Source organism: Enterobacter cloacae complex sp. IR53041 (genome assembly GCF_049238285.1).
Classification (GTDB): Bacteria; Pseudomonadota; Gammaproteobacteria; order Enterobacterales; family Enterobacteriaceae; genus Enterobacter; species Enterobacter roggenkampii.
Map to the genome: position 1 here is coordinate 262,373 of NZ_JBMKHB010000001.1, position 21,135 is coordinate 283,507.

Sequence of the window (21,135 nt, forward strand, 5' to 3'; positions counted from 1 at the left end):
ATATGCGCAGGGAAGCTCCGCTGGAGCGCTTTTCATAAAGTTAAACAAACAGTAAACTAAGGATAAATAAATATTTCACCAGTATTAATACAGTTTTGCATGCCCCTAAAATATGCATTGCATAAACTTTGAGGTCTTTCCGTGTCAAATAAGCGCCTGCAAGAAGATGCGCCACATTCGCATCGTACCCATATCATTTCCGAACTGGTGAAAGGTAAACTCGTTCCAGGTCCTATCTGGCAAAAACGCGAGTACCGTCTCAAATTTCTGTTACGTTCACTGCTGTTCTGGTCTTCCACGCATCGCATGCTCGATGCACTGGCTCGCCGCAACGATTTCGACCAGCTGCTGGCTTCGCAAATCACCCTGCCGAGCAAAACGCATCGCCAGTATCTCATGCGGGGGATGAATGCCAACGCACGGGCCAATGCCATCATCACCCATTATCAGTGGATTGACTCCCTGAGAGATGCCGGGCTAATCGCCGCCTTAACCGGGCCGCAAGAACAATCCATTGTTGAGTTTCATGCTAAAGATGGCGTGAGCTATAACGTTAATGCCATGAACGCCAGTAAAGCAGAGCGTGAGGGCGAGTGTACGCTGTGGCTGCGTGATAACGAAAATACCCTGCTTGCGAGCGTGACGTTTTGCGTTACGCGTGAAAACGGAGAATATGCGCTGGTGATTGGGGGTCTTCAGGGCCCGCGCCGCAGCGTATCCCTCGATGTGATCAAACAGGCGACCCGTGCCTGCCATGGTCTTTTCCCGAAACGCGTGTTGATGGAAGTGCTTTTCCAGCTTGCAACCCTCTCCGGCATGAAAGCCATTTACGCAGTCAGCGATGAAGGGCATATCTTCCGCGCGCTGCGCTATCGTCTGAGTAAAGGTCGTCATTTCCATGCCAGCTACGACGAGTTTTGGGCTTCTATTGACGGTCAAAAACGCTCGACCTTCAGTTGGCAGCTCCCGCTGCATATGGAGCGCAAATCCCTTGAAGAAATTGCCAGTAAAAAACGCGCTGAATACCGCCGTCGCTTTGAGCTGCTTGATGAAATCGAGGCGTCGGTTAGGTCGTACTTTTAGACCCCGCACGCGCTTTACTGAATTGCACACGAAAATTTAACAAAACAGGCAAAAAGGGCTGGACTACAGCATGCCGTAGTGTGTTATGTTTTAACCAGACGTACAGGACGTGCGCTGCAGAAGTGAGACAACGAAAGGATTAGTCTTTTACTTTCATGCAGATAAAAAGAGACCGAATACGATTCCTGTTTCCGCCACAACCAGCCTTTTTTGATTTAATTCAAACGCTTACGCTTCAGAAACCCGTTAAATTCGGGTTTCAATGCTTACCAATACATCCATTCAAGATCAAACCGTTGCCATCTTTTTCGTGTGGTCGACGAGTGAACTTCGGGATCGCTTCGATCCGAAATCTCCCAAACTTTGCGTAGCTCCTTCCAGTTTCGCAACTTGCCGCTTTACGCCTTCCCATACCATCAGCATAATCCCCACCGATCCGTTTGTAAGACTTATCAGGTGCTCACTTATTCTTACATCACAGGACAATCATCGAACTCGCCAGAGCGAGCATCGTTGATGCTGTAGGTACAACAAAAAACCCGCCGGAGCGGGTTGGAGTTATCAAGCTGCCTTTGGGTCGTTAATAAGGTGTCTAAGTGCCTCAATTCCTGCCTGGTTGTATCGGAAGGCCTCAACCTGCTTGCTGGAGTGAGCCGACTTGTCCAGGAAGAACTTGCCGTGAAGCTCCGTTTTGAGGTTATTGGCATTGGCAATGCGCCCGATCTTCTGAGCAGACACCCCAAGCATCTCGCCAACCTCGCCAGCCGTATGGTAATGCTCCTCAATGACCGGAAGCGGAATGGCGTCATAACCGATCAGCGGATTAATCAGCGAGGCCGCCAGCGTCTGATGCGCCATTGGGTCAAGGCGCGGCAGCAGAGACATAATCTCACGGGCGTTGGCGATGTTCTTTTCCAGGGCCTGCGCTTTCAGCTGATCAGCTTTTGCCAGGCGGTACTCGGTGATGCCCGATTGGCTTTTCGGCATTGCCGGGATCGCCTGCATATCTTCCAGCTTATCGACCAGAGAGCGGCGAACAGCTTTAGATTCGCGCGCGGCCACGCGAAGAGCCTGCTTAATGGACATCGTAATGACTTCAATATCCTGACCATTCTTACGACCTACACTTTTTGTGTAGGTCTCGCCCTCAAGTTCATCAATCACCTTTTCAATGAACTTGTTATTACGGACAGCTGGTTCCCCACACTGCTTACGAGCGGCATTGACCATCTCCAGAAGATACTGGCTTTCAATAGTTTTTTCGGTGACAACAGAACCGTTAACTGCTAAATTAATCTTAGTCATAGACGTTCCTACACGTTGTTAGACCTCAGTGAACCGCCAGTCCTACCTGGCGGTTTTTCTTTTGCGCCATCCCATGCGCCCATCAGTGGATACTTCCATTTTTATTCCCGGCTGCCCGTAACAGGCCACCGCGAATACTGTAAGAAATCGACTTTGCTTCTATGATTCGGCCAACAATTTTGGTCGCAACAGGTGATGCCAGACTGCGAAGAGCTGGCTCAAGCTCGTCATGAAATATGTCCCAGACCTGATCAAGCATGGCGCAGGCTGCATTTGCATTCTGAGCATACATTTCAAAGTCAAATTTCACCGGCACCGTTCCTTTTGCAACCTCTCTGTCCAAAATGTCCAAGACCCAGCGGCGGAATTCTTTGGCCTTCTGCGTGGAGGAAAACATAGCAATCAGGTGAGCGCCTCGCAGTGAGAAAACTCGGACCGGAATATCAACGACACCTGTCTTTCTAACGACCCTCATTTTGAGGGTCGTTGACATATTATCAGTGAATTCATCATGATAACGGCTAAAGATTTGCGTAACTGCGTCTGACTTCTTATAACCTAGCGCAGCTGCTAGCTCTGATGAAGTTAGCCAAATCTCCCCCTTGTGAGAAACAGGATGGAAAGCAGTCTGCTGGAAAGTCAAATCTTTGTTCTGTACACTATTCATGTCATCAATCCTACGGTGGTTTGTTGGCACAGAAACCCGGTTCGTGTCCCCACACAGCCGGGTTTCGTCTTTTTTACTGACCATTAGCGCGATCCTCACGCAAGCTTTTAGCCAGGCGCTGCACAATCGCTGAGTTGATTGAAATTCCGTCCATCTCAGCCATTTTGCGGATCTCTTCTTTCATCTGTCCCGGCAGACGAAGCTGAAAACTTTCACTTTTACGACCAGCGTAATTAGCGGTTTGCATAGTAAAACCCTCATCAATAATACCAACTTGGTACTACAACCAATTTAACACCATTTATGATGATGTCAAGTAGGTGCTATCATGATACAAATTTGTATCAGCGAGTCTTGATAATGAGTAAATTCCCTAGCCAAGAGATGGACCGTTTCAACGTGAGACTGCCGGCAGGAATGCGTGACGCAATAGCAGATCGCGCTAAGGCGAACGGCAGGTCTATGAACTCTGAGATAGTTCAGATACTTCAAGAGGCGTTAGATACCGAAAGGATTCTTTCCGAAAGCGACCTTGTTGACTTCGACTCAACTCAAGCTGCTTTTAATGCCGCAGCGACAGCGGAAGAGAAAGAGGAATTCCTTAAGTCTCTTTCAAAGAAAGACCCGTTCACGGCTGAAATATTGCGTGAGGGTGAAGAGCACGCGAGAAGGCTTGCGGCAATACTTGGCCGTCGTATGGGGTATTTGGATGATGAGAAGTAACCCCCCCCCGCCTAACTGTTAAAGAGCACCTACTGGCGTGATTAAAGCGCCTGTTGGTGCCGAAAGATAGGGTGGCATATCCAGAAATTACCTCTCAGGTAATTTGAATAGATATGAACATTTCTTGACAGCACAAAATGCAAAAGCATCTTTACTGGTGCTGCATGCTGGAGGAAATGTTTGAAGAGTCCGATATGTGGTTTGTCTCAGAGTTCCCGACCGTTCGTCAGGTTGGCCTTTAAAACTTGTTCAGGTAATATTCCCTACGTTTGTTTGGGCATGAACTCTCAGCAATCAACCGCCGCTCATTCTTACGAAAAATGACGGCGGTTTTTTTACGAGCCCTGTTCCTGCTTTAAAGCCTCTTCCGTTTGTTTCTGATTCCAGATGCTGTCAACTGGCATTTCTACACGAACGCTGACGAACTGGTGAGCCGGGATGTCAACCGGCTCGCCATCTGCCAATCCATCACGCTCATTCCTGGCAAATGCTGGCGCAGAAGGATGTTCGCGGTGATAGGTTTTTACCAGCACAGAGCCGTCTGCGTTAACCTCGTAGTCCAGCCATATAAGCGGTTGCTTATTCCTGTCTGTGGGAATCTCAAACCCTCCGTCGATACCTCCCCATGCAGCGTCTGAATTGAGTGCTTTACAGCCTTCAATAAGATATTGCCCGACATCCAGACGAGTGACCGTGACGCCTTCTGATTCGTCGTTAGTTTCATACTTACCATCAGTGAAGATTTTGACGACCGGGGATGCCTGCTTTATAAAGCCATTGCTATCCACGACTGTGTTTTTATCATCGTATAATATCCTGCTGTGATTCCAACCTGATCCTGCAGCGCCACCAAAAATACGTACTTTTCCAGATGACTGAAAAGGCATTGAAAAAAGGCTATACGTATCACCTGTACGGGCAAATATTGTCGGTGAATAGTTCCATATATTCCATGGCTCTGGTATCTGTGCATTATTTCGAAGAACCGTAAGCCCATACCCTGTCAATCCAACAAGAAGATCATCCTGGCTCGTTGTGTTGAATATTAATGCCCCATCCGGACGACCAAGCCCAAACATGCCTGGCTGCATGACATCATTGCTCGTTGTTCCTGTGTTTTTCGTTGCAGAAGTTCCCAGACCGAGGTTTGTGCGAGCGCCAGTTGCGGTTTTCGAACCAGTACCACCCTGCTCCAGAGACAGCGCTGTAGTGAGTCCGCTTAGCGAGGTAATGTCATCGTTTGCACCTTTTGCCGCCTTGCCTGAGAGAGTAGTGATAATGCTATTCCATGCTGGTCCCGTCCATTTCGTCCCATCCGGCAAAGTTACTGTTACATTGCCGTTTCCAGAAAAAATACTTTGCCAGTTCTGTTTGTCGTAATTCAGTCCACGCAGCGCTTCTGCACTTTGTGCCACCAGCGCGGCAGTTACCATGTTCAGTGCCACACGGGGGACGGCTGACCAGGCAGCGCCGGATTGCGTTGGCCCGGTAAAGTTGCTGACCAGCGTCACCTGGGTATTACTGTCGACCGTTTTCACCGGTAGCGTGTAGGGCACACCGCCCACAGCCGAAACAATGAAATCACCTGCGGCGAGTTCGGTTGCGAATGAGGTTCCGGAACCGCCAACAACAGCGGACCCGTTTGTCAGGGTGATAGTTCCTGCAGACATATGCGCTCCTTTCGGGCAATAAAAAACCCCGCCAGAGCGAGGTTTATTCAAAAATGTTTGAGTTAATGGCAGGTGGTACTACTGAACGTGTTTGCGCTGACCCATGACCAGTTAAATGGGTAACCGGCGCGGTACTGGGTCTGGTTACTTTGCTTGCGTACTCCGTAAATCTGGACGATGTTTTCCTGTCCGCCGATCAGGGCCGTTCCGGTACATATGGGTTGCTGCTTCTGAAGAACGCCAGCGCAACCGGAGAGCAATACAGCCACCGCCAGGCAAAGAATCATGTTTTTCATCGTGGTTATATCCCAGGATATTAACGAAGCTAAACAATAACAAGATGAATCAAATGGATATAGTTGATTTTGTAGATCAATAACACATAATTGATCGCCGAAAACGATCAATCGTAGTTGACGCAGTTGATGGCCATAATCACGTTTCTCAGATTCGAATACGCGACGTTCTGAAGGCTTCCGCTGGGCGTTGTTTGTGGTCTGGCGAATATTCGCGTGTTGCCTCCCTCAAGTTTCGCCATGCTCTTGTATATCGCCGAGTAGGGCTGCGGCTGGCCGCCAGCCGATATCACTCCAGTAATCAAACCAAGCATGGCAGGCATACAGGCCCATTTCCCCGCCAGCGTGGTATTGATGTTATAGCCTGAACTTGCATCTATCCCGGCAGTACCGAGGGTTACCACATCACTGAGTGTCCGCGTTTCGTTTGTCAAAATAAGCGTCCCTGACGCATCCCAGACGGCCAGCCCGTAGTCTGGCTTTGTCTGTGGGAAAATAGAGAAAAAATAAACGTACGCTGTGCCGGTTGCATTTGGTCTGAGGAAATCAACAGTGATGGTGTTCCCGCTTATCGTCTGGGTGATTTCCACCTCAACCGTGCAATGAACAAAGGCGACAACGGGCTGACCTGAGGGAAATGTGTGCGTCACTTTGGTATTGAAACCCGATGTCCCCTGAAGTTCTGCTGTCTTCCGTGCCTGCAACGAAATAGGCGAACTGTTAGCGGTGACCCATACTTCTCCGGCCGTCGTCGTCAGTAAAACGCCATACTGCGCCATTTATGCCCTCTCTATCTGGAAAATGAGATACGCCGCGGCCGCAGGCTCAGTCCCTGCAGAGTAGTCGGTATCGCCTACTGCCGATACCATTGCGGTCCCACCTGAAATAGTGATCTTCCTCCGACTCGTTCCCCACTGATCGCCGTTCATGATCTGAAAATAAGTAAGCTTACACCCCGGTGGAAGCACTACGGAGTAAGAGCCTGTTTTTTCATTCTGGGCCAACTGTAGGTAGCCGCTTACACTGACAGGCTTAATTCCATAGTTGTTCACCCTGCCTGAGGCGTCCCAGGTTTCAACACCGTAATGAGCCATCGCTGTTCATCCTAAAAAAGGGCCCCACCTCAGGCCCAATGTTTACCATGTTCCCGTGATTCTCCCGATCTGCACCCGCAACACATTGTTGGCGTCACGCACACTGATTGTCTGGTTTGTCTGTTTCATGGCTCCCTCTCCAGTTGTCGAACCGTAGTTCTCAAATGTTCCTGATTTATCCAGCCTCCACCCGACAGACCCTGCAACATAATTGTTGGACTGGATAAAGTTACCGATTTTGGCATTGGTGATCGTGCCATCCTGAATAAACGCTGAGCTGATAAAGACCTGTCCATTAACCACAGCGAACGGCGAATACTGGGTATCGCCACTGCCACTCATCAGTACGAACTGGTTAGCGTTGAAACCTACTCGGGTAACAATCGGCTGCCCTGCCTGCGCCAGAACGGCAATCGACATCCCGGCGTTATACATGATGCCGTTTATCCTCACGCCCGTTTTGAGGGTGTAGATAGCCGAAGCGCCGGAGGCATCAACGACGGCGGTAAGCTTGTCTTCCAGGGAAGCGGTAACATCCTCAATCTGCGCCTGCACCTGCGTCGAAAGTTCGGCCATTGCCTTATCAACTTCAGCAATGGTCGTTTTAACAACCAGGATATCGGCGCGCACTTCCCCGTATTGTGCCCACTGGTGCTCAACTGTTCCGTGGTTCGCCAGCGCATTCTGCATTGCGGCTTCAAGACTGGTATCAATGTCACCAGTGAGGCGCTCCCCATCAGCAGATGTAAGAAAATCGTCTGCGATATCACCCAGATAATCATCGGCGTTATCATTTGACATGCCGCGAACCCAGTCGGTCCAATCACTCTGATTACCAATGCGGTCAACCAGGCGGGCCCGGTACCAAAATTCAACACCGGCCTTTAAGCCCAGTTGGGTATAGGTGTGTTGTGGATAAGGAACTCCGGCAAGCAACAGAGGGTTATCACCGTTGCCGTTTACCGAATACTGCAACTCGGTCTGGAGCGTGTCACCTGTATCAATCGGGAAGGACCAGTCAATCTGTATACCCCAGTTGATTGCAGTGGTACGAAGTCCAATCGGTTTTGGGACTTCACCGGTGCGGCCGGTAAGATGGGTCAACGCAGAGGTGGCCCAAAGGCTGGACGCTCCCCCAGAATTAATCGCACGGACGCGCACAAGGTAATCGCCCTCGAAAATGCCAGGCACTTCGATATTTCGCAACCCGGTTTCAGGTACGTTTACCCACTCGTTATTTCCGCGCTTCCACTGTGCCCGGTACGCTATGACGTCCGACTGCAGTTTGCCGTCTTTATCAACTGGTGCATCCCATGAGGCGGTTAGCGTGGCCACGCGCTGCCCCTGGCGAACCGCATCATAGCTCGATACCACGATGTTGGTCGGCTGGTTAACTAGCCCGGTCGGAATCAGGCTTATCGGAGGAGTATCGAGGCGAGCGTTGTTATCAACGGCGTCGTATTTCGACGCGTTATACTCCGCACCGGTAATGGTGAAGGTGTTTTCCTCATCATCAAATTTTAGGTTCGTTACCCGGTAATACTGCAGGCGCAACTGACCAGCATCAATGACGAATACGGCATTAGGTAATGGCGCCGCCGTGAACGGCGTGGACAGGATCAGCTGCGTGCCATTTACAGCCTGTATCACCCGGCTTTCAACGGTACCGCCCTGGGTGCGAATCATCAGCGTATCGCCCGCCACCGCACTGGTGCCCCGGTCAGTGGTCACGGCCTTAAGACCAGCGTTATACCCGGTGATACGCCCGCCGTAAACGCGCCCTGACAGGCGTTCATCTGCAAACGCAAATACGGTGCCCGGCACGAATACAAAGCCATCAAGTCCAGTCTGAAGCGTGATAATGCGGTCAAGGGAGTTGGAATACACCGCCCACCCGCCACGCCGCTGCGCCTCGCTCTCACGCGTACAACCGATCGCAGTGATTTGTGTCTGCTTAAACTTGAACTGCCTCACCAGTTCCGGAAACATCACTGCCGTGGTGCGGTCCTGGTAGTGGTTATCCGGATCGCTGAAGTTAATCAGCGCGCTGGAGAATCGGTTTTTCTCACTGCCACTCGAGTACACCGGCTTACCCACCACTGATGCGCGAGTGAGGATCTGCAACTTCGTAGTGTCCGCCGGCATGTCAGAGACAACATTGAACATGTTGTTGCCCCAGAAAGTCATTCCGTTGAAGCCCGCGGCAATATCTTTAATCACCTGCCAGGCATCAGCCTGGGACTGGATGTAAACGTCAAACATGAAGCGTGGCTCGGTACCGCTTCCGCCTTTCCCGTCGGGTACCTTCTGGTCACAGCGCTGGGCGATGCGATAGAGCTCCCACTTATCGAGCATTTCTGGCGTCACGCGGCGCCCAAGGCCGAAGCGCGGCTCAGTCAGAACATCGAACCAAATCCACGCCGGGTTATTCGTCCAGCCCCATTTAAACGTCCCGTCCCATGTTCCGCTATAAGTCCGCGCTATTGGATCATAGTTCGAAGGGATTCGGATGATGCGCCCCTTCGGCATGCAGGAAATCTTAGGGATGTTGTTGAATGACTTTGCGTTAAAGGACACGTACAGCAGCGCTGTGTGTGGATATCGCAGGCGAGCATCGATCACCTCAGTAATCGCTTGCACCTGCGTTTTGTTCTGCAGCATCTGGCTGGTGCTGTCATCGGTGTCACGCACCACTCGAATTTGCCAGCCAGTGCTGGCTTTGGGAAGATTAATACGGTGGGTTAGTTCATAGAGCGAGCTGAGCTTCTCTGTGACGGTTTTAGTCATGACTGTCGAGTAAGCGCCACCGTCCACCGCCAGATCAATATGGTACTGAACCGTAGTGCCGACAATATCCCCATCGTTTTCCTGCTGCTGTAACCCAGGGATGCCAATACGAACCAGCACCGCGTCAATCTGGGTGTTACTCAGTGCGCGGGTCCATGGTGTGGCCTTTGTCAGCGATACCCCAACCGTAGTTTCATTCTCGACTGCAGGGAATCCCGGTATTGGTGTCTGGGTCTGTGTGCCAGGCCGGAAATCCCATGACACATTTTCAAAATTCATCGTTCCGTCGGGGTTTCCCAACGGCGTACCGTCCAGGAATATCCGGGTCGCATCCAGGCCACCAGCAAACTCCCCCTCCCCGAGCGCCAGCAGCATGCGGCAGCGCGCCATTGACTGAGCCGAATCGGGCTGTTCTACAGGTGTGTGCTGCTTCTGGCTGCCACCCTTTGCACCAGTGATCGCTTCCATATTACATCCATAAAAAAAGCACCCAATTGGGTGCTTGATATTCAGAAAGGAGTTTTCAGATGTCTTCTGCGACTATGCCGGCACTGATGATGGCGCCGCCAATCTCGCGCTCACCATAAAGAAGTGCGACCGGGTTACCCATCGCAAGAGTATTCACCGAGCCACCGAAGGCATATGAGGGTTTATTGTCAGGATCGTCTCGCCCCTGTAGTCCTTTGGGCTGGGGCGAAAGCATCTGGTAAATTCCACCAGCCATCATTCCGATACCAGCGGAGACCATTCCCGCGCCAATGACACCTGCTGAACCGAACGTCATGCCCGTGACGACGATGCCCGCCACAACCATGACAGCACCCAATATCGTCTGGAACAAACCAGCTTTTTTTGCCCCTTCCATCACTGGTGCTATGCGAATATCGGTGCTTCCGGCCAGGTTCTTAAAATCATCCGCGCCAATGTTGCGCCTGCCGCGAAACACCGCGAACGTCATGCCATTCTTTTTGGCGTTCAGAAGATAGCTTTCCAGCCCGTCCAGGTTGATGCAAAGCGCCTTTACCGCCTCAGCTGATGTCTGCACCGCCAGCCTGTGAACACGGCCAAACCGGGCTCCCAGCACACCGTACAATCGAATCGTGGTTAAACGCGCCATGGCTGAATCTCCTGCGGTAGCTCTTTGTGACGGACGCAGATCATCGTCCTGTCTTTGAAATAACCGCGCGCATATGGCGTGATGCAAGACGGCTGCCCGTACAGATGGTGAAGCAGCTCACCTTCCTCGGTAATGATCCCCGCGTGGTTCCACTTACTGGATTCAACCTGCATGATGACCATACAGCCTGGTGACGGGTCGCATTCGACAAACCCTTCCCGCTCCCAGTTGTCGAAATACAGGTTGTCCGGGTACTGGCTTTCCCACCATGGGTAATCGACGCGGAAATCGTTAAGCTTCACGCCTTGGGTGGCATGCCAATCCATTACCAGTCCCCAGCAGTCATTTGAGCCCAGGATAAACGGACGCCCGATAAGGGGTACCGCCTCCGGCATTATCTCAGCGTATTCGTCGCTATCCGGCGCGTAAATACCCCAGACCACGCCGGAGTTGTTGCATTGTTGGCGGTCCAGATCGGATGGAATCGGCCTTGCTCCATCGCCAGGATGGGAATGGATGACGCGCACAATCGTCCCGATATCTTCGGCGTTCGCCCAATGCTCGCCATCTATGCGGAAATGCTCTGTTGGATTTTCGTGAGAATTTGGTACAGGAATATAGCGCTGGCGACGGCCAGACTGAATAACGAATCCGCAGCTCTCGCGCGGGGATTCTTCCAGCGCATGAGCACGGATAGCTGCCAATATGGTTTTATTCATTGCTATGTCCGGTTATCGGGTGAAGAGAACGGTTGCCGGAAAGCCGCCAAAGTCGAGAATTGCCGCGTTAGGATCTGCCAGGCCGGCGCCAAATCGTTTACGGCAGTCACTGAAGCAACCACCACATACATCAAGGGCAGGATCTGAAACCTGATTCCCCATCGCGTCGAAATATGCCGTACCGTTATAGGTGCATCCATCGCCGCTCCGGTACTGCCCGCGTAGCGCCCATTCACAGAGCGAGGTGATTTGTCGGGTTGGGATAACAAGCCCCTGCAAGTCTGCGGGGCTACTGAGTGCCCATGAAACCACTTCGTCGTCTTCGGAGGTTTTCGTGTCAAGCCAGAAGGTCTGAAGCGTGAACATCGACGGGTCAGCGGTCGGGTTCATCCCACCGGGGTAATTCACGGCATCGAGGTAAACCGAATAGGTGTCGATAATGCTCACTTTGGCATTAACCATGTCTTTAAATTGCAGGCATAGCGCCGTGATATGACCGTCGAGGTTGGAAACGCTGAGTGTCGGCTCTGCGGCCTGGTCTGTTGAAAGCTCCAGGCCTGATACCTGAAACGGCCAAAAATCGTAGGTATTGCCACCGAATACGATTGGCTTTGGTCCGAGCTTTTCTTCATCACCATTGGCAGCGTCGATCTCTTCCGGTGTATGGGGGAAAGGGGCGTAGTGGAAACGGTGAATACCGCCACTGAACTCTGAGGCGTCAACTTCAACCAGGCGTACTCTGCCACCCGGTGCCAGCATCGCCGCCTGATCGACTAATGCCATTATGCATACACTCCGTAAGCCCGTTTGATGGTGAACGTCAACTCAGCATATTTGCTGCTGATCTGCGTTTTACGAACCGAATCGGCTACGACGCGGTAAAGCCCCTTTTCTTCACCTGGCGGCGTAATGATGAAAGCCTTCACGGTATGAGCAAGGAGGAAATCACGAATCCTGTCCACTTCCGATTCTGCGCCTGTGTGCTTCATAGGGATCTGAATAGCCGTGCTGTTAATACCGTTATCAGCAACCTGCTCATAGCCATCACCGAACTGCGCTGCGCGTACCGCCTGGCTATATTCAATCGCGCCAGCACCGAGCTGAGAGCGCCAGCTATATGTTTCAACTGCCATATATACTCCATAAAAAAAGCCCCGCATTTGCGAGGCTTAATCTGGTTGAAAGTATGGGAGGGAAGGTTATCAGACCATTTTGATTTAACTACCATTCATTTCTACGAGCCGGTAATCAGTCTTCCCATCCTTGTCTTCAATACATTCGGCCCTGAATTTCTGTTCAAGACCAAATTTATTTTTGGCGCTAAACTCCTGCGTGACGTAAAACTTACCGTCGTCACCGAGCCATCTGTTCGAGCCAAACACCGACATATCCAGAGTGCTTTTGTTAATGACTGACATCCTTACGTATGATTCACAGGCATCGCGAAGCTCATCCAGTTTTTTATCCGTAAGTTCCTTGGCTTCTTTTTGCTTCTTTTCTTGCTCAGTTGGTTTATTAACCAACGCAGCGACAATAATCACAACAACAAGAAGAAGTAACATACCTATTGTCTTTAAGGTTTTTCTTAGCATCTTTTTAAGCATTATCATATCCTTTGCGGTGTGTTGTATAGGTCGCAGCAGCCTTACAAAAAACAAATTGGCGACTATACCCAAATAAGTATGCCAGCACTCTTAAATGAGTTAGCAAGCAGCCCTATAAAACATCAACCCAAAACCCTTTTTCAACCTTGCGAATAATAATTCCGCAATCCTTCGCCATAGCATCAAGAACATCAGAAATTAACTCCATTTCTCTGACTGACTCCCACTTTCCGTAGTTATCAAAAATTTTCCGACAGACTTCATTTAGGCTTTCAATATATGGATGCAACCAGATGATTTCATTTCCTTTCAGCGCTTCATTGTTAGCATAATTAATCCCTTTGGCCTCACAATCCCCCAAGAAATAGGCTGCAAATTTTAGCGACGTTGAAATTAAATCATAAACCTCTTTCAAAACCTTATCTACATTATGATGAAACCTATATTCAAATTTTGCGTTGAAAATATTAGTGCGTAATTTTTCAGCGCTACCAATGAACGTTTCTTCATATAGCTTGTTATTATCAAAACCAATTGTGCCGGTAATCCTTGTGGCACAATACTCTTCAATGACTGACAACCAACATTCACCACGAAGATTTTCATGGATATCAGAATATCTATGATTTAGGGCTCTACCAGGAAATGACCTATCTAGCGCGCCACAATTGGAGACATGACCGCACTCATGAGCAATGATGGCAAGGGCTTGCTGAAATGCATCACCACGAAGGTCATTGTCAAGAATGCCCTCGATAAAAGCCGCATTAAGAACAATATGACTTTTTACCGTTCCGTTGCGCAAAACCATTGGCGTCATTGCAACACCAACAACTTCCCCCGATGAAGGTTGCAACTTAGTATCGGTTTCAATGCCGCGATCCAAGGAAAGAAGAGCATTTTCGTAAAAATAGCTTATGGTGACACCATCAAGATAGCTAAGATCAATGAACTTAGATAATGCTCTTATAATTTCTCCAACATTATCCCCAACCTTTCTTGCATCTTCCTCCTTGTTATAACCAGAAATGCTTAGGTTAAATGGACCAAGCTCTTCCCACCCATTGCGTTCCATGACAACCTCCATAAATATATGACTTTGCCATCATATCTAAGGGGTAGGTAAATCGCTACCGTCCTTTATTGAAGTTGTAAATTATGCCACCAGGCTTAAGTTGCTTCTGTATTACTTGCAACGCAGCGTTTTGCATTTCATTAGCAAGTGCGCGCCCCATAGCATCTCCAGAACTGGATGTTTGGGTTGTTACGGAACCACCAGCATCGACGTTAACCGTGGTGTTGATAACCGGGGCCATACTGCCTCCGCCTTGGGCACGTACACCCAACCGCCCGGCAGAATCCCGAGTTAGCGGCATGATAGCTTCTTCACCAGCCTCTGCGAAAACACCGCCTTTCGCAAACTTCGATGCGCCCTGGAAGGTGAAATACTGAGGCGTATCGTAAACACCGTTAACATATTTACTGAGACCTGGGGAATCATAGACGCCACCTTTAGCGTTGAAGGTTACCCCAGCAGCGGCGTTTGCATATGCACCACCAGGCGTACTGCCACCACCACTGCCACCGCTTATCCAGCCCATCGCAGCCTGCACCGCATAGGCAACCATCAGTCGGTTTGTCACCTCGATAATCATCTTAAGCATCGATTTGCCGAATTCTTTTATTGAGGCTTTTCCCGTCGTCATTAGGCTGGTTAGCATGTCAGATAGGCCTGTCAGCGTGGAGCTAGCCACGTTCTTCACTGCGTCATAGGTGTTGGTAGCGGCATCCAAATATTCATTCCATCCAGCAACAGCCCCAGCTTTCCAATCGCCGCGCAGCTTATCCTCTTCAGCGTAATAATTTCTGAGGGCTACCAGTTCTTTCTCATAGCCAGCATCATCAAGCTTACCACCACCGTTGAGCCAGCCTTGGCGGAGTTGAGCCTCTTCCATCATGCGCTGGCTCTGACGACTGCTTAGGCCAGCACTGCCACGCAACGCTTCTGTCTTTTCCGACATCTGCGTGACGTATTTATTCGCCTGCTGCGCCAGGCCGTTAATCTTCTGCTGCGCCTCTACTTCCTTGTTCTTCTGATCCACCACCTTGGCGGCGTTGAGGATGGCCTCACGGTTCGATAGAAGAGATTTCTCCTGTGCAGTCAGCGCGCGGTTTTTGGCAGACTCATCCAATTCAGCAAACCGTGATTGCTGTTTGCTGAACTCGGTATTTTTAGCGTGCAGATCGCCGGTCTGGCGTAGGGTTTCGAGCGTTTCCGTAAGGGTCCTTGCCTGGGCGCGGTAGTTTTCCAGTGTGCGATCGCCTGCATCCAGCGTGGCTTTTGCCTCTTTGGTCTTTTTGGCTGAGTCTTGTGCAAGCTTAGAGACTTCATCTCTCGATTCTCGACTTGTTCCGCCATCGCCTTTTACGTTGGCCCCTCGCGCTTCAGCCTCATAGTTTGCCTGTGCGTTAGGCGCAGTGACGCGCTTCCAAAGCTCGTTATAGCGTTTTTTGTTCGCCTCAATCTCTTTGTCCGCTTCCGCTCCAGCCTTTTTCATTGCCTCAACGTCCATGCCGAGGAAATTAGCCAGCGCACCGCCACCCGGGATTTTGTCTGCCCAGCCAGCGATGGTGCTGGTGAACTTGGCGCCCAGAGAGGTGATATTGAGGAACAAGTCTTTGATCGAGGACTTAACCAGTTCGAAGATATCGATGATCTGGTTTCCCCAAGCGCGCACGGTAACCCCGATTTGACCGAAAATGTCGGAGGAGAAAGCTTTAAGCCCGTTCCAGGCCTGCCCGATATTATCGGTGGCCTCTACAATTTTATTACTGCGGTCCTCCATGGTGTCGGCAAACAGCGTTATCGCTTCGTTTGCCGCTGCTGTTTTACCCTTCGTTTTCTCCAGGGTAATGATGTGCTTCATCATGGCTTCATCAACAAAGCCATATTGCTGGTTCAGGCTTGCCAGCGCTTTAACGGGATCACTTACCAGGCGTGAAAAATCCGCCAGCGCGGCCTTCGTATCCAACCCTGCATCGCCCATAGCCATAATGGATTTGGCGATTTTCGTCATTTGGTCGGCTGTGTACTTCCCGGTGTCATTAAGTTGCACGAGAGTATCAACAGAGTCAGCCAGGGAGGCGCCGGCGTTATCTGCAACATCTTGTGCGGCATCGTTCAGTTGCTGCATAGAGGAGAACCCAGCTCCGCCCATCAAAATGAGCGATCTGGCAACGTTGTCGAACTGCTGAGACGAGCTATAAGCAGCCCCGGCCAGAATAGCCAGCAAACCTACAGTGCCTGCAATAGCGAGGTTAAAGCCATTCAACAGGCCTCCCGCCCGCCCCAACTTTTCTGCTGCCTCACTGGTGTTATTTAGCCCTTCAGCAGCTTCGCTGATGCCTCCTGCCGACTCCGCTGTCTCTCTACTCTCTTCGTTAAACCCAAACAATGCGTCCCTCAAAGCCTGGAGCATTGGACCTAATCCACCAAAAGAATCCTTAATTTGCCCGCCTTGCTGGAGCAAGATCAGGAAAGGGGATTGTCCTCCAGCCAGCTGTGTCGCGATATCGGTGAACTGCGCCGGCAGAGTGCGCAGCGCAGCGCTGTACTGGCCAACGGAAATTCCAGCACGCCGGGCAGCAGCTTCCTGCCGGGATAGCGCCTCTGGCAGTACGTCAGCCACGCCAGAGAGGCGTTCACGCGTCTGGTTAAGGATTGTGTTGAAATGCTCAAACTGAGCGCCGTTGATACGCCCGGCTTCGAAATGGGCCACCAGCTGTGCGTGTTGTTCATCCAATGAATTAAACGCACGAATCGTCGGGTCGATTGAGCCCAGGAGATTCTTTAACGCGGCAGACTGCTTCTCGGCGGCCTGAGTGGCTGCCAGTTCTGCCTGGGCCCGCGCCGCTGCCTCGCCGGTGTCGGTCAGCTTAAGCCGGGTATCGTCCAGGATTTTTTGATAATGAGTAAACTCCTCAGTATCGAGTAACCCCTTGCTATGAATTGTCCGCAGTTTTTGCTGCTGATCATCAAGCTTACCTAAGGCTGCGAGAGTTGGATCTATGCTTTCAAGCAGCCCCTTGAAGGATTTTTGTTGCTCCCATAAAGCCGCTGCGCTCTGCTTGCCGGCATCGGCCCCAGCGCGAAACACGCTATTCAGATCATCTGCTTTATCTACAGCACCGGCCGCCGCCTGGCCGAGTTTATCCAGTTCGTTGCTGGCTGTTTTCAGGTCAGAAACATCGGCCCGCAAAGTAATCGAGGCGATTTGGTCAGTCATTATTTCGTCTCCTTATGCATTACCTTGAGAGCCTCGCTTTCCATAATTTGAAGGTCGGCCATGCAGGCCGCCGCATCCTCAACCCCGTGTAACTCGAACATCCAGGGGAGAACGTTGTAATCAAGGCCGGTCGCCCCGCTCGCGCCGACTCGCCACTGGGTCGCCAGGGAAGAGAAGATGGTGAAGGACCTCCACACTGAGGGCAGTATCCCCACCTCTTCCTCCACGTCCTCAGGCGTCAAACCAAAAGCGCTCAGCTCCGCGAGCGTCGGTCCCGGCGTATACAATGCTGCGGCGACCTGCCTCAGTTTTTTTCGCGGATACCCATCAGCTCTTTGGTGTATGCCAGACCGATGCTGTCGAACGCGCGTGGATAGTTCCGCAGAAGGACAATAACGTTTTCGCGGTTGAACTCATCGGGAAGCGCCCACCCATCAACAATTTCCATGAGGTAGCCGGCCTGCGGCTCGATAACATCCTTTTTACCTTCGGCGGCCTTTTGCAGCTTCTCGTCCATGGAGCGCAGCTCTTCCAGCGTCTTATGGCGGAAAGTAAACGTCAGCTTGCCGTCTTCGGCGCCAGCGCGCGGAATGCTCGCGGTCACAGAAAAAGTTGGGTTGGGGATCAGGGAAAATTTGGTCATTTCGATTCCTAAGAAAGACTTTGGTTTCAGTAGCGAAGAAAGCCCGGCGTACCGGGCTCGAGTGGTTAGCTGACCGTGACGGCGCAAGCAGCAGAGGTGATAGTTTTGCCCGCCGCGTCAGTGACTTCGCAGGTGTAAGAGCCAGCATCTCCGGATGCCACAGATGGAATGTTGAACGTCGAGGCGGTTTTGCCTGGAATGGCGGAGCTTCCTTTCTTCCACACGTAGGTGTAAGGAGCGGAGCCGCCTTGCATAACGACGGCTAAATCGAGCGCATTTCCAACACTAACTGATTTGGTTGATGGCAGATCAGTCAGGAACGCCAGCGGCGTAACGGATGAATCGGCGATCGGGTAAATCTGCATATCCGATTCGAAGTTCATGCGCGCTTCGTTGCTTTCCACGGCGTTGATTTCGGTCTTAGGCACCTTCTGGAAAGACACTTTGGCAGAGTAATAACGGTCCGCTTTTCCGCGCGGGTTATGGAACCACACAGCAGTGGTGTCGCTGGATTCGTCAAGTTCACTCAGACGCTTGTAAATTGCCAGCAGCGGATCGTGTGCAAAGGTGTAGACCTGCACCACGGCGTTTTTGAAGGTCGGGATGGTACGGGCCTTATCGTCTTCCAGGAACTGCACGCTGATGGTCTGCTGATCACCACCCTCAGTGGATAGGGTCATCACCTGCGGCATCGTGATCCACGTGTCGATTTTACGCAGCGTGCCCGCGCCAGTGCCTGCCGGGAATTTGGTGGTGTCAGAGGTATCGAACGAATCCAGAACGATTTTGGTACCGGCTACGGATTTAACGCGCAGCACCATATTATCGAGTTTTAGCCAGCCGGAGCTCACCTGCACTACATCGCCCGCCAGGATGCCAGCGGCAGATGCAACAGTCAGTTCGCATTCAGTAGCGTTAGAGGCTGCGGTAAAGGTGATGGGAGCCTGATAGGCCTTGGCCACGTTCACACGCGAGCCGTTAGGGATTGCGAATGCCATAGCACTCTCCTGAATTTAGGTAATAAAAAACCCGCCGGGCGGCGGGTCAGTAATCAGCGCGGTACTGCATGCTGACAGGGGTGGTGTAGGTGATAGAGCCGGTACTACCGTTGGGTGATGATGTGGGGCGATCCTGTATAGGTTGGCGCACCTGCGGCGGGCCATTGATGTAAACGGTCAGATCACCATCCACCAGCGGCAGCCCTTCGGGAAAAGCATCTGCGACAGACTTTGTCAGCCCTCTGGCCAGAGTCACGCCGCTACCTGCTGGTGCAATGATATTGAGCTGGAGAATGCCCTGGTATGTACGCAACTGACCTTCCAGGTCCTGCCCCACGGTTTGCGCTGGTAAGACATAAACGCGCCCATAAGGGGCATCATCAGGCGGGGTAAAAGCGATGTTAGGCCAGGCGATCGTCAATCCGAGCGACTCAGCGATAATCGCCACCCGGCTCTCCAGCAATTCAGCAATTCGCATGGACTGGTCACCGGCCATTGCGCACCTCGTTCATTGCCTCGCGGAAGTATTGGGCTGCATCCAATGCGGTCAATCCGACCATACCGCCGGGCGCCTGGTTTGAATGTCCGTTCTCCAGTGCCTGGGCATATGGCAGGTTGTTAGTGAAGTAAATCGTGCTCACTTGCCCTACTCTGAACACCTCAAGCACCGCCAGACCGCGGGAGTTTGACCCCTGCCCCGAAGCGTCCGGGGTATCGTTCGTCTCTGTTGGCTGGCTATCGAACCCGACATACCAGTTGTTCTTGAACCGACCACCGACATAGCCCTCAGGCTTTTTAATGTCCATCGAGTCGTTTACACGCAAACCGCGCTTAAGTCGTCCCGATTTGGTCAGGTTGGCAGGATCATCGCGAAGGGCAGCATTGTGTTCACGCACTGCAGTGTTATAAGCAGAGGCCGTTTGGTTCACTTGCCAGGTCTCCGGCTGCCCGACTGGTGACATCTCCACCAATCTCCCCAGGATTTTGATACCCGTCCGGCGCACCGCCTCGTCAATCTCCTGCTTTGAGCCATCAACGAACAGCTGAATAGCAGCCAGGAACGGCTGATTTACGGAACTGGTCATATCAGGTCCTTAGCTGGATGTTATAGGAGATCAACACGTCTGCCGGCTTAACCGGATTCGGCTGTACCACGCGCCACTTTTGGCCGTCGATATCAATGATGTCACCGATGCGCACCTCAGTTTCAAACGTGGCCGCCAGCTTCTTATCGCCTGTAGCAATCAGAGAGCCGTCGATTTCACGAGTTGAGTATTCAGTGATAACGCCGGTAACGGTCGCGATAACAGGCTCGGTGGTAATCTCTTTCCCGTACTGATCGCGGGTGGTGCTACCGCCTCGGGTCAGTTGGTAGGATTTGCCGTTATCCTTCAGGAGCCGCGTTGCCGTAGCGCGCATGCGGCGATAGTCGATTGCCATGCTACCCCCTTTCGACCCGGACCTGGTTGCCGCCCACTACAAGCCCGCGCAGTGCGGAATAGAACCATGGGAATGACGGAGCAGCTCTATTCGTTCCCGGCTCATACTGGACTGTTACCGCACCCTCGACGCGCTCCATCGTCACCGCCCCACCGCCAGCGACCGACGGGGTGAGGTCAATATCCTGCGATTCGATGGCCAGGCGACATTGAGCATCAATCAGGCACAGTGGAATCGCATCATTCGACAGGTCAACACCATCGAAGCGCACGCCGGAACGCGGCCAGGATAGAGGCTGTGATGCACTGGAACGCTGACCGCGCCAGGCCTTCCCTTCCAGAAAGTCCATTGCCTGCATCAGCATCTGACCGCACTCACCATCATCTGCAGGAATGCTATATCCGCGCCCGGCGGCAAATGCCCGCAGGTCTGACACGCTGGCGTAGCTGTTGAAGCCTGGAGAGTTGGGATCGGCAACCAGCATGGTTATTCCTCCAGACGCCAGTCCAGCGCCAGCCAGTTATCCACTTCATCAGGATGAACATCTGCGTGCAGCGGGCCGCCAGGGAATTCTGGGGTGTCACGTACCATGACCACCAGCTCAATACCCTGCTGTTCCTGCTGTTCCTGCTGTTCCTGCTGTTCCTGCTGTTCCTGCTGTTCCTGCTGTTCCTGCTGTTCCTGCTGTTCCTGCTGTTCCTGC

Annotated in this window: 24 protein-coding genes and 1 pseudogene; 3 read left to right on the forward strand and 22 right to left on the reverse strand. The window is 51.8% G+C overall.

Annotated features, from left to right (window positions below):
- Positions 1 to 141 precede the first annotated feature (141 nt).
- Positions 142 to 1,083 (forward strand): VirK/YbjX family protein, encoded by a 942-nt coding sequence (locus ACOTXF_RS01285; RefSeq protein WP_316937056.1) that lies wholly within the window; start codon positions 142 to 144, stop codon positions 1,081 to 1,083.
- Positions 1,084 to 1,644: 561 nt separating this feature from the next.
- Here the strand turns inward: ACOTXF_RS01285 and ACOTXF_RS01290 are convergent.
- From ACOTXF_RS01290 to ACOTXF_RS01300, 3 genes are all read right to left on the reverse strand, one after another.
- Positions 1,645 to 2,388, reverse strand: a complete 744-nt coding sequence (locus ACOTXF_RS01290; protein ID WP_421635244.1) for a hypothetical protein — start codon at positions 2,386 to 2,388, stop codon at positions 1,645 to 1,647.
- Positions 2,389 to 2,470: 82 nt separating this feature from the next.
- Positions 2,471 to 3,139 (reverse strand): BRO-N domain-containing protein, encoded by a 669-nt coding sequence (locus ACOTXF_RS01295; RefSeq protein WP_395314707.1) that lies wholly within the window; start codon positions 3,137 to 3,139, stop codon positions 2,471 to 2,473.
- Positions 3,129 to 3,302, reverse strand: a complete 174-nt coding sequence (locus ACOTXF_RS01300; RefSeq protein WP_150182695.1) for an Arc family DNA-binding protein — start codon at positions 3,300 to 3,302, stop codon at positions 3,129 to 3,131. Before ACOTXF_RS01300 ends, ACOTXF_RS01295 begins: the two co-directional genes overlap by 11 nt.
- Before the next feature lie 113 nt (positions 3,303 to 3,415).
- Between ACOTXF_RS01300 and ACOTXF_RS01305 the strand changes: the two genes are divergently transcribed.
- Together ACOTXF_RS01305 and ACOTXF_RS01310 are read left to right on the forward strand one after the other, a co-directional pair.
- On the forward strand, positions 3,416 to 3,778 hold the full coding sequence (locus ACOTXF_RS01305; RefSeq protein WP_252072956.1) for an Arc family DNA-binding protein: 363 nt from the start codon (positions 3,416 to 3,418) through the stop codon (positions 3,776 to 3,778).
- 164 nt (positions 3,779 to 3,942) lie between these two features.
- Positions 3,943 to 4,020, forward strand: a pseudogene (locus ACOTXF_RS01310) (DinI family protein); the annotation flags it as partial.
- A 93-nt stretch (positions 4,021 to 4,113) separates the two neighbouring features.
- On the opposite strand, the gene ACOTXF_RS01315 reads toward ACOTXF_RS01310, so the two are convergent.
- The 19 genes from ACOTXF_RS01315 to ACOTXF_RS01405 all read right to left on the reverse strand — a co-directional run.
- The gene (locus tag ACOTXF_RS01315; RefSeq protein WP_421635245.1) at positions 4,114 to 5,448 is read right to left on the reverse strand and encodes a phage tail protein; all 1,335 of its coding nucleotides are present in this window, start codon (positions 5,446 to 5,448) and stop codon (positions 4,114 to 4,116) included.
- A 62-nt stretch (positions 5,449 to 5,510) separates the two neighbouring features.
- Positions 5,511 to 5,744: a phage exclusion lipoprotein Cor gene (cor, locus tag ACOTXF_RS01320; RefSeq protein ID WP_045409817.1), complete on the reverse strand. Its 234-nt coding sequence runs from the start codon at positions 5,742 to 5,744 to the stop codon at positions 5,511 to 5,513.
- A 107-nt stretch (positions 5,745 to 5,851) separates the two neighbouring features.
- Positions 5,852 to 6,523: a hypothetical protein gene (locus ACOTXF_RS01325; RefSeq protein ID WP_421635246.1), complete on the reverse strand. Its 672-nt coding sequence runs from the start codon at positions 6,521 to 6,523 to the stop codon at positions 5,852 to 5,854.
- A gap of 357 nt (positions 6,524 to 6,880) precedes the next feature.
- On the reverse strand, positions 6,881 to 10,093 hold the full coding sequence (locus ACOTXF_RS01330; protein WP_421635247.1) for a host specificity protein J: 3,213 nt from the start codon (positions 10,091 to 10,093) through the stop codon (positions 6,881 to 6,883).
- A 55-nt stretch (positions 10,094 to 10,148) separates the two neighbouring features.
- On the reverse strand, positions 10,149 to 10,742 hold the full coding sequence (locus ACOTXF_RS01335; RefSeq protein ID WP_045418842.1) for a tail assembly protein: 594 nt from the start codon (positions 10,740 to 10,742) through the stop codon (positions 10,149 to 10,151).
- Complete coding sequence (locus tag ACOTXF_RS01340) at positions 10,730 to 11,461, reverse strand: C40 family peptidase (RefSeq protein ID WP_213801928.1); 732 nt, start codon at positions 11,459 to 11,461, stop codon at positions 10,730 to 10,732. The genes ACOTXF_RS01335 and ACOTXF_RS01340 overlap by 13 nt, the downstream gene beginning before the upstream one ends.
- 12 nt (positions 11,462 to 11,473) lie before the next feature.
- Positions 11,474 to 12,244: a phage minor tail protein L gene (locus tag ACOTXF_RS01345; protein WP_421635248.1), complete on the reverse strand. Its 771-nt coding sequence runs from the start codon at positions 12,242 to 12,244 to the stop codon at positions 11,474 to 11,476.
- The gene (locus ACOTXF_RS01350; protein WP_027272713.1) at positions 12,244 to 12,594 is read right to left on the reverse strand and encodes a phage tail protein; all 351 of its coding nucleotides are present in this window, start codon (positions 12,592 to 12,594) and stop codon (positions 12,244 to 12,246) included. Before ACOTXF_RS01350 ends, ACOTXF_RS01345 begins: the two co-directional genes overlap by 1 nt.
- Before the next feature lie 84 nt (positions 12,595 to 12,678).
- Positions 12,679 to 13,065, reverse strand: a complete 387-nt coding sequence (locus tag ACOTXF_RS01355; protein ID WP_045892369.1) for a hypothetical protein — start codon at positions 13,063 to 13,065, stop codon at positions 12,679 to 12,681.
- A gap of 112 nt (positions 13,066 to 13,177) precedes the next feature.
- Positions 13,178 to 14,140 carry a hypothetical protein gene (locus tag ACOTXF_RS01360; protein ID WP_211997014.1) on the reverse strand — a complete coding sequence of 321 codons (963 nt, stop codon included), beginning with the start codon at positions 14,138 to 14,140 and terminating at the stop codon, positions 13,178 to 13,180.
- Positions 14,141 to 14,195: 55 nt separating this feature from the next.
- Complete coding sequence (locus ACOTXF_RS01365; protein ID WP_421635249.1) at positions 14,196 to 17,351, reverse strand: phage tail tape measure protein; 3,156 nt, start codon at positions 17,349 to 17,351, stop codon at positions 14,196 to 14,198.
- Positions 17,351 to 17,638 carry a DUF1799 domain-containing protein gene (locus ACOTXF_RS01370; RefSeq protein ID WP_016247126.1) on the reverse strand — a complete coding sequence of 96 codons (288 nt, stop codon included), beginning with the start codon at positions 17,636 to 17,638 and terminating at the stop codon, positions 17,351 to 17,353. The genes ACOTXF_RS01365 and ACOTXF_RS01370 overlap by 1 nt, the downstream gene beginning before the upstream one ends.
- Positions 17,639 to 17,655: 17 nt before the next feature.
- Entirely contained in the window at positions 17,656 to 17,994 is a 339-nt protein-coding gene (locus ACOTXF_RS01375) for a phage tail assembly chaperone (protein ID WP_421635250.1), read from the reverse strand.
- A gap of 65 nt (positions 17,995 to 18,059) precedes the next feature.
- Positions 18,060 to 18,992 carry a phage tail tube protein gene (locus ACOTXF_RS01380; protein ID WP_045418834.1) on the reverse strand — a complete coding sequence of 311 codons (933 nt, stop codon included), beginning with the start codon at positions 18,990 to 18,992 and terminating at the stop codon, positions 18,060 to 18,062.
- 46 nt (positions 18,993 to 19,038) lie between these two features.
- Positions 19,039 to 19,488, reverse strand: a complete 450-nt coding sequence (locus ACOTXF_RS01385) for a phage tail terminator-like protein (RefSeq protein ID WP_211997012.1) — start codon at positions 19,486 to 19,488, stop codon at positions 19,039 to 19,041.
- Positions 19,478 to 20,077, reverse strand: coding sequence for a hypothetical protein (locus ACOTXF_RS01390; protein ID WP_063616270.1), 600 nt, complete (start codon positions 20,075 to 20,077; stop codon positions 19,478 to 19,480). Before ACOTXF_RS01390 ends, ACOTXF_RS01385 begins: the two co-directional genes overlap by 11 nt.
- A 1-nt stretch (position 20,078) precedes the next feature.
- Positions 20,079 to 20,432 carry a hypothetical protein gene (locus ACOTXF_RS01395; RefSeq protein ID WP_213801924.1) on the reverse strand — a complete coding sequence of 118 codons (354 nt, stop codon included), beginning with the start codon at positions 20,430 to 20,432 and terminating at the stop codon, positions 20,079 to 20,081.
- Position 20,433: 1 nt separating this feature from the next.
- Positions 20,434 to 20,916, reverse strand: a complete 483-nt coding sequence (locus tag ACOTXF_RS01400) for a DnaT-like ssDNA-binding protein (RefSeq protein ID WP_249577502.1) — start codon at positions 20,914 to 20,916, stop codon at positions 20,434 to 20,436.
- 2 nt (positions 20,917 to 20,918) lie between these two features.
- Positions 20,919 to 21,135 (reverse strand): hypothetical protein (locus ACOTXF_RS01405; protein WP_421635251.1); only part of this gene is annotated, 217 nt, incomplete at its 5' end.

Excerpts from the sequence above, each read along its gene's own strand:
- ACOTXF_RS01290 (WP_421635244.1), bottom strand. The coding sequence starts at position 2,388 with ATGACTAAGATTAATTTAGCAGTTAACGGTTCTGTTGTCACCGAAAAA.
- ACOTXF_RS01295 (WP_395314707.1), bottom strand. The coding sequence starts at position 3,139 with ATGGTCAGTAAAAAAGACGAAACCCGGCTGTGTGGGGACACGAACCGG.
- ACOTXF_RS01300 (WP_150182695.1), bottom strand. The coding sequence starts at position 3,302 with ATGCAAACCGCTAATTACGCTGGTCGTAAAAGTGAAAGTTTTCAGCTT.
- ACOTXF_RS01305 (WP_252072956.1), top strand. The coding sequence starts at position 3,416 with ATGAGTAAATTCCCTAGCCAAGAGATGGACCGTTTCAACGTGAGACTG.
- ACOTXF_RS01315 (WP_421635245.1), bottom strand. The coding sequence starts at position 5,448 with ATGTCTGCAGGAACTATCACCCTGACAAACGGGTCCGCTGTTGTTGGC.
- cor (WP_045409817.1), bottom strand. The coding sequence starts at position 5,744 with ATGAAAAACATGATTCTTTGCCTGGCGGTGGCTGTATTGCTCTCCGGT.
- ACOTXF_RS01325 (WP_421635246.1), bottom strand. The coding sequence starts at position 6,523 with ATGGCGCAGTATGGCGTTTTACTGACGACGACGGCCGGAGAAGTATGG.
- ACOTXF_RS01330 (WP_421635247.1), bottom strand. The coding sequence starts at position 10,093 with ATGGAAGCGATCACTGGTGCAAAGGGTGGCAGCCAGAAGCAGCACACA.
- ACOTXF_RS01335 (WP_045418842.1), bottom strand. The coding sequence starts at position 10,742 with ATGGCGCGTTTAACCACGATTCGATTGTACGGTGTGCTGGGAGCCCGG.
- ACOTXF_RS01340 (WP_213801928.1), bottom strand. The coding sequence starts at position 11,461 with ATGAATAAAACCATATTGGCAGCTATCCGTGCTCATGCGCTGGAAGAA.
- ACOTXF_RS01345 (WP_421635248.1), bottom strand. The coding sequence starts at position 12,244 with ATGGCATTAGTCGATCAGGCGGCGATGCTGGCACCGGGTGGCAGAGTA.
- ACOTXF_RS01350 (WP_027272713.1), bottom strand. The coding sequence starts at position 12,594 with ATGGCAGTTGAAACATATAGCTGGCGCTCTCAGCTCGGTGCTGGCGCG.
- ACOTXF_RS01355 (WP_045892369.1), bottom strand. The coding sequence starts at position 13,065 with ATGCTTAAAAAGATGCTAAGAAAAACCTTAAAGACAATAGGTATGTTA.
- ACOTXF_RS01360 (WP_211997014.1), bottom strand. The coding sequence starts at position 14,140 with ATGGAACGCAATGGGTGGGAAGAGCTTGGTCCATTTAACCTAAGCATT.
- ACOTXF_RS01365 (WP_421635249.1), bottom strand. The coding sequence starts at position 17,351 with ATGACTGACCAAATCGCCTCGATTACTTTGCGGGCCGATGTTTCTGAC.
- ACOTXF_RS01375 (WP_421635250.1), bottom strand. The coding sequence starts at position 17,994 with ATGACCAAATTTTCCCTGATCCCCAACCCAACTTTTTCTGTGACCGCG.
- ACOTXF_RS01380 (WP_045418834.1), bottom strand. The coding sequence starts at position 18,992 with ATGGCATTCGCAATCCCTAACGGCTCGCGTGTGAACGTGGCCAAGGCC.
- ACOTXF_RS01385 (WP_211997012.1), bottom strand. The coding sequence starts at position 19,488 with ATGGCCGGTGACCAGTCCATGCGAATTGCTGAATTGCTGGAGAGCCGG.
- ACOTXF_RS01390 (WP_063616270.1), bottom strand. The coding sequence starts at position 20,077 with ATGACCAGTTCCGTAAATCAGCCGTTCCTGGCTGCTATTCAGCTGTTC.
- ACOTXF_RS01395 (WP_213801924.1), bottom strand. The coding sequence starts at position 20,432 with ATGGCAATCGACTATCGCCGCATGCGCGCTACGGCAACGCGGCTCCTG.
- ACOTXF_RS01400 (WP_249577502.1), bottom strand. The coding sequence starts at position 20,916 with ATGCTGGTTGCCGATCCCAACTCTCCAGGCTTCAACAGCTACGCCAGC.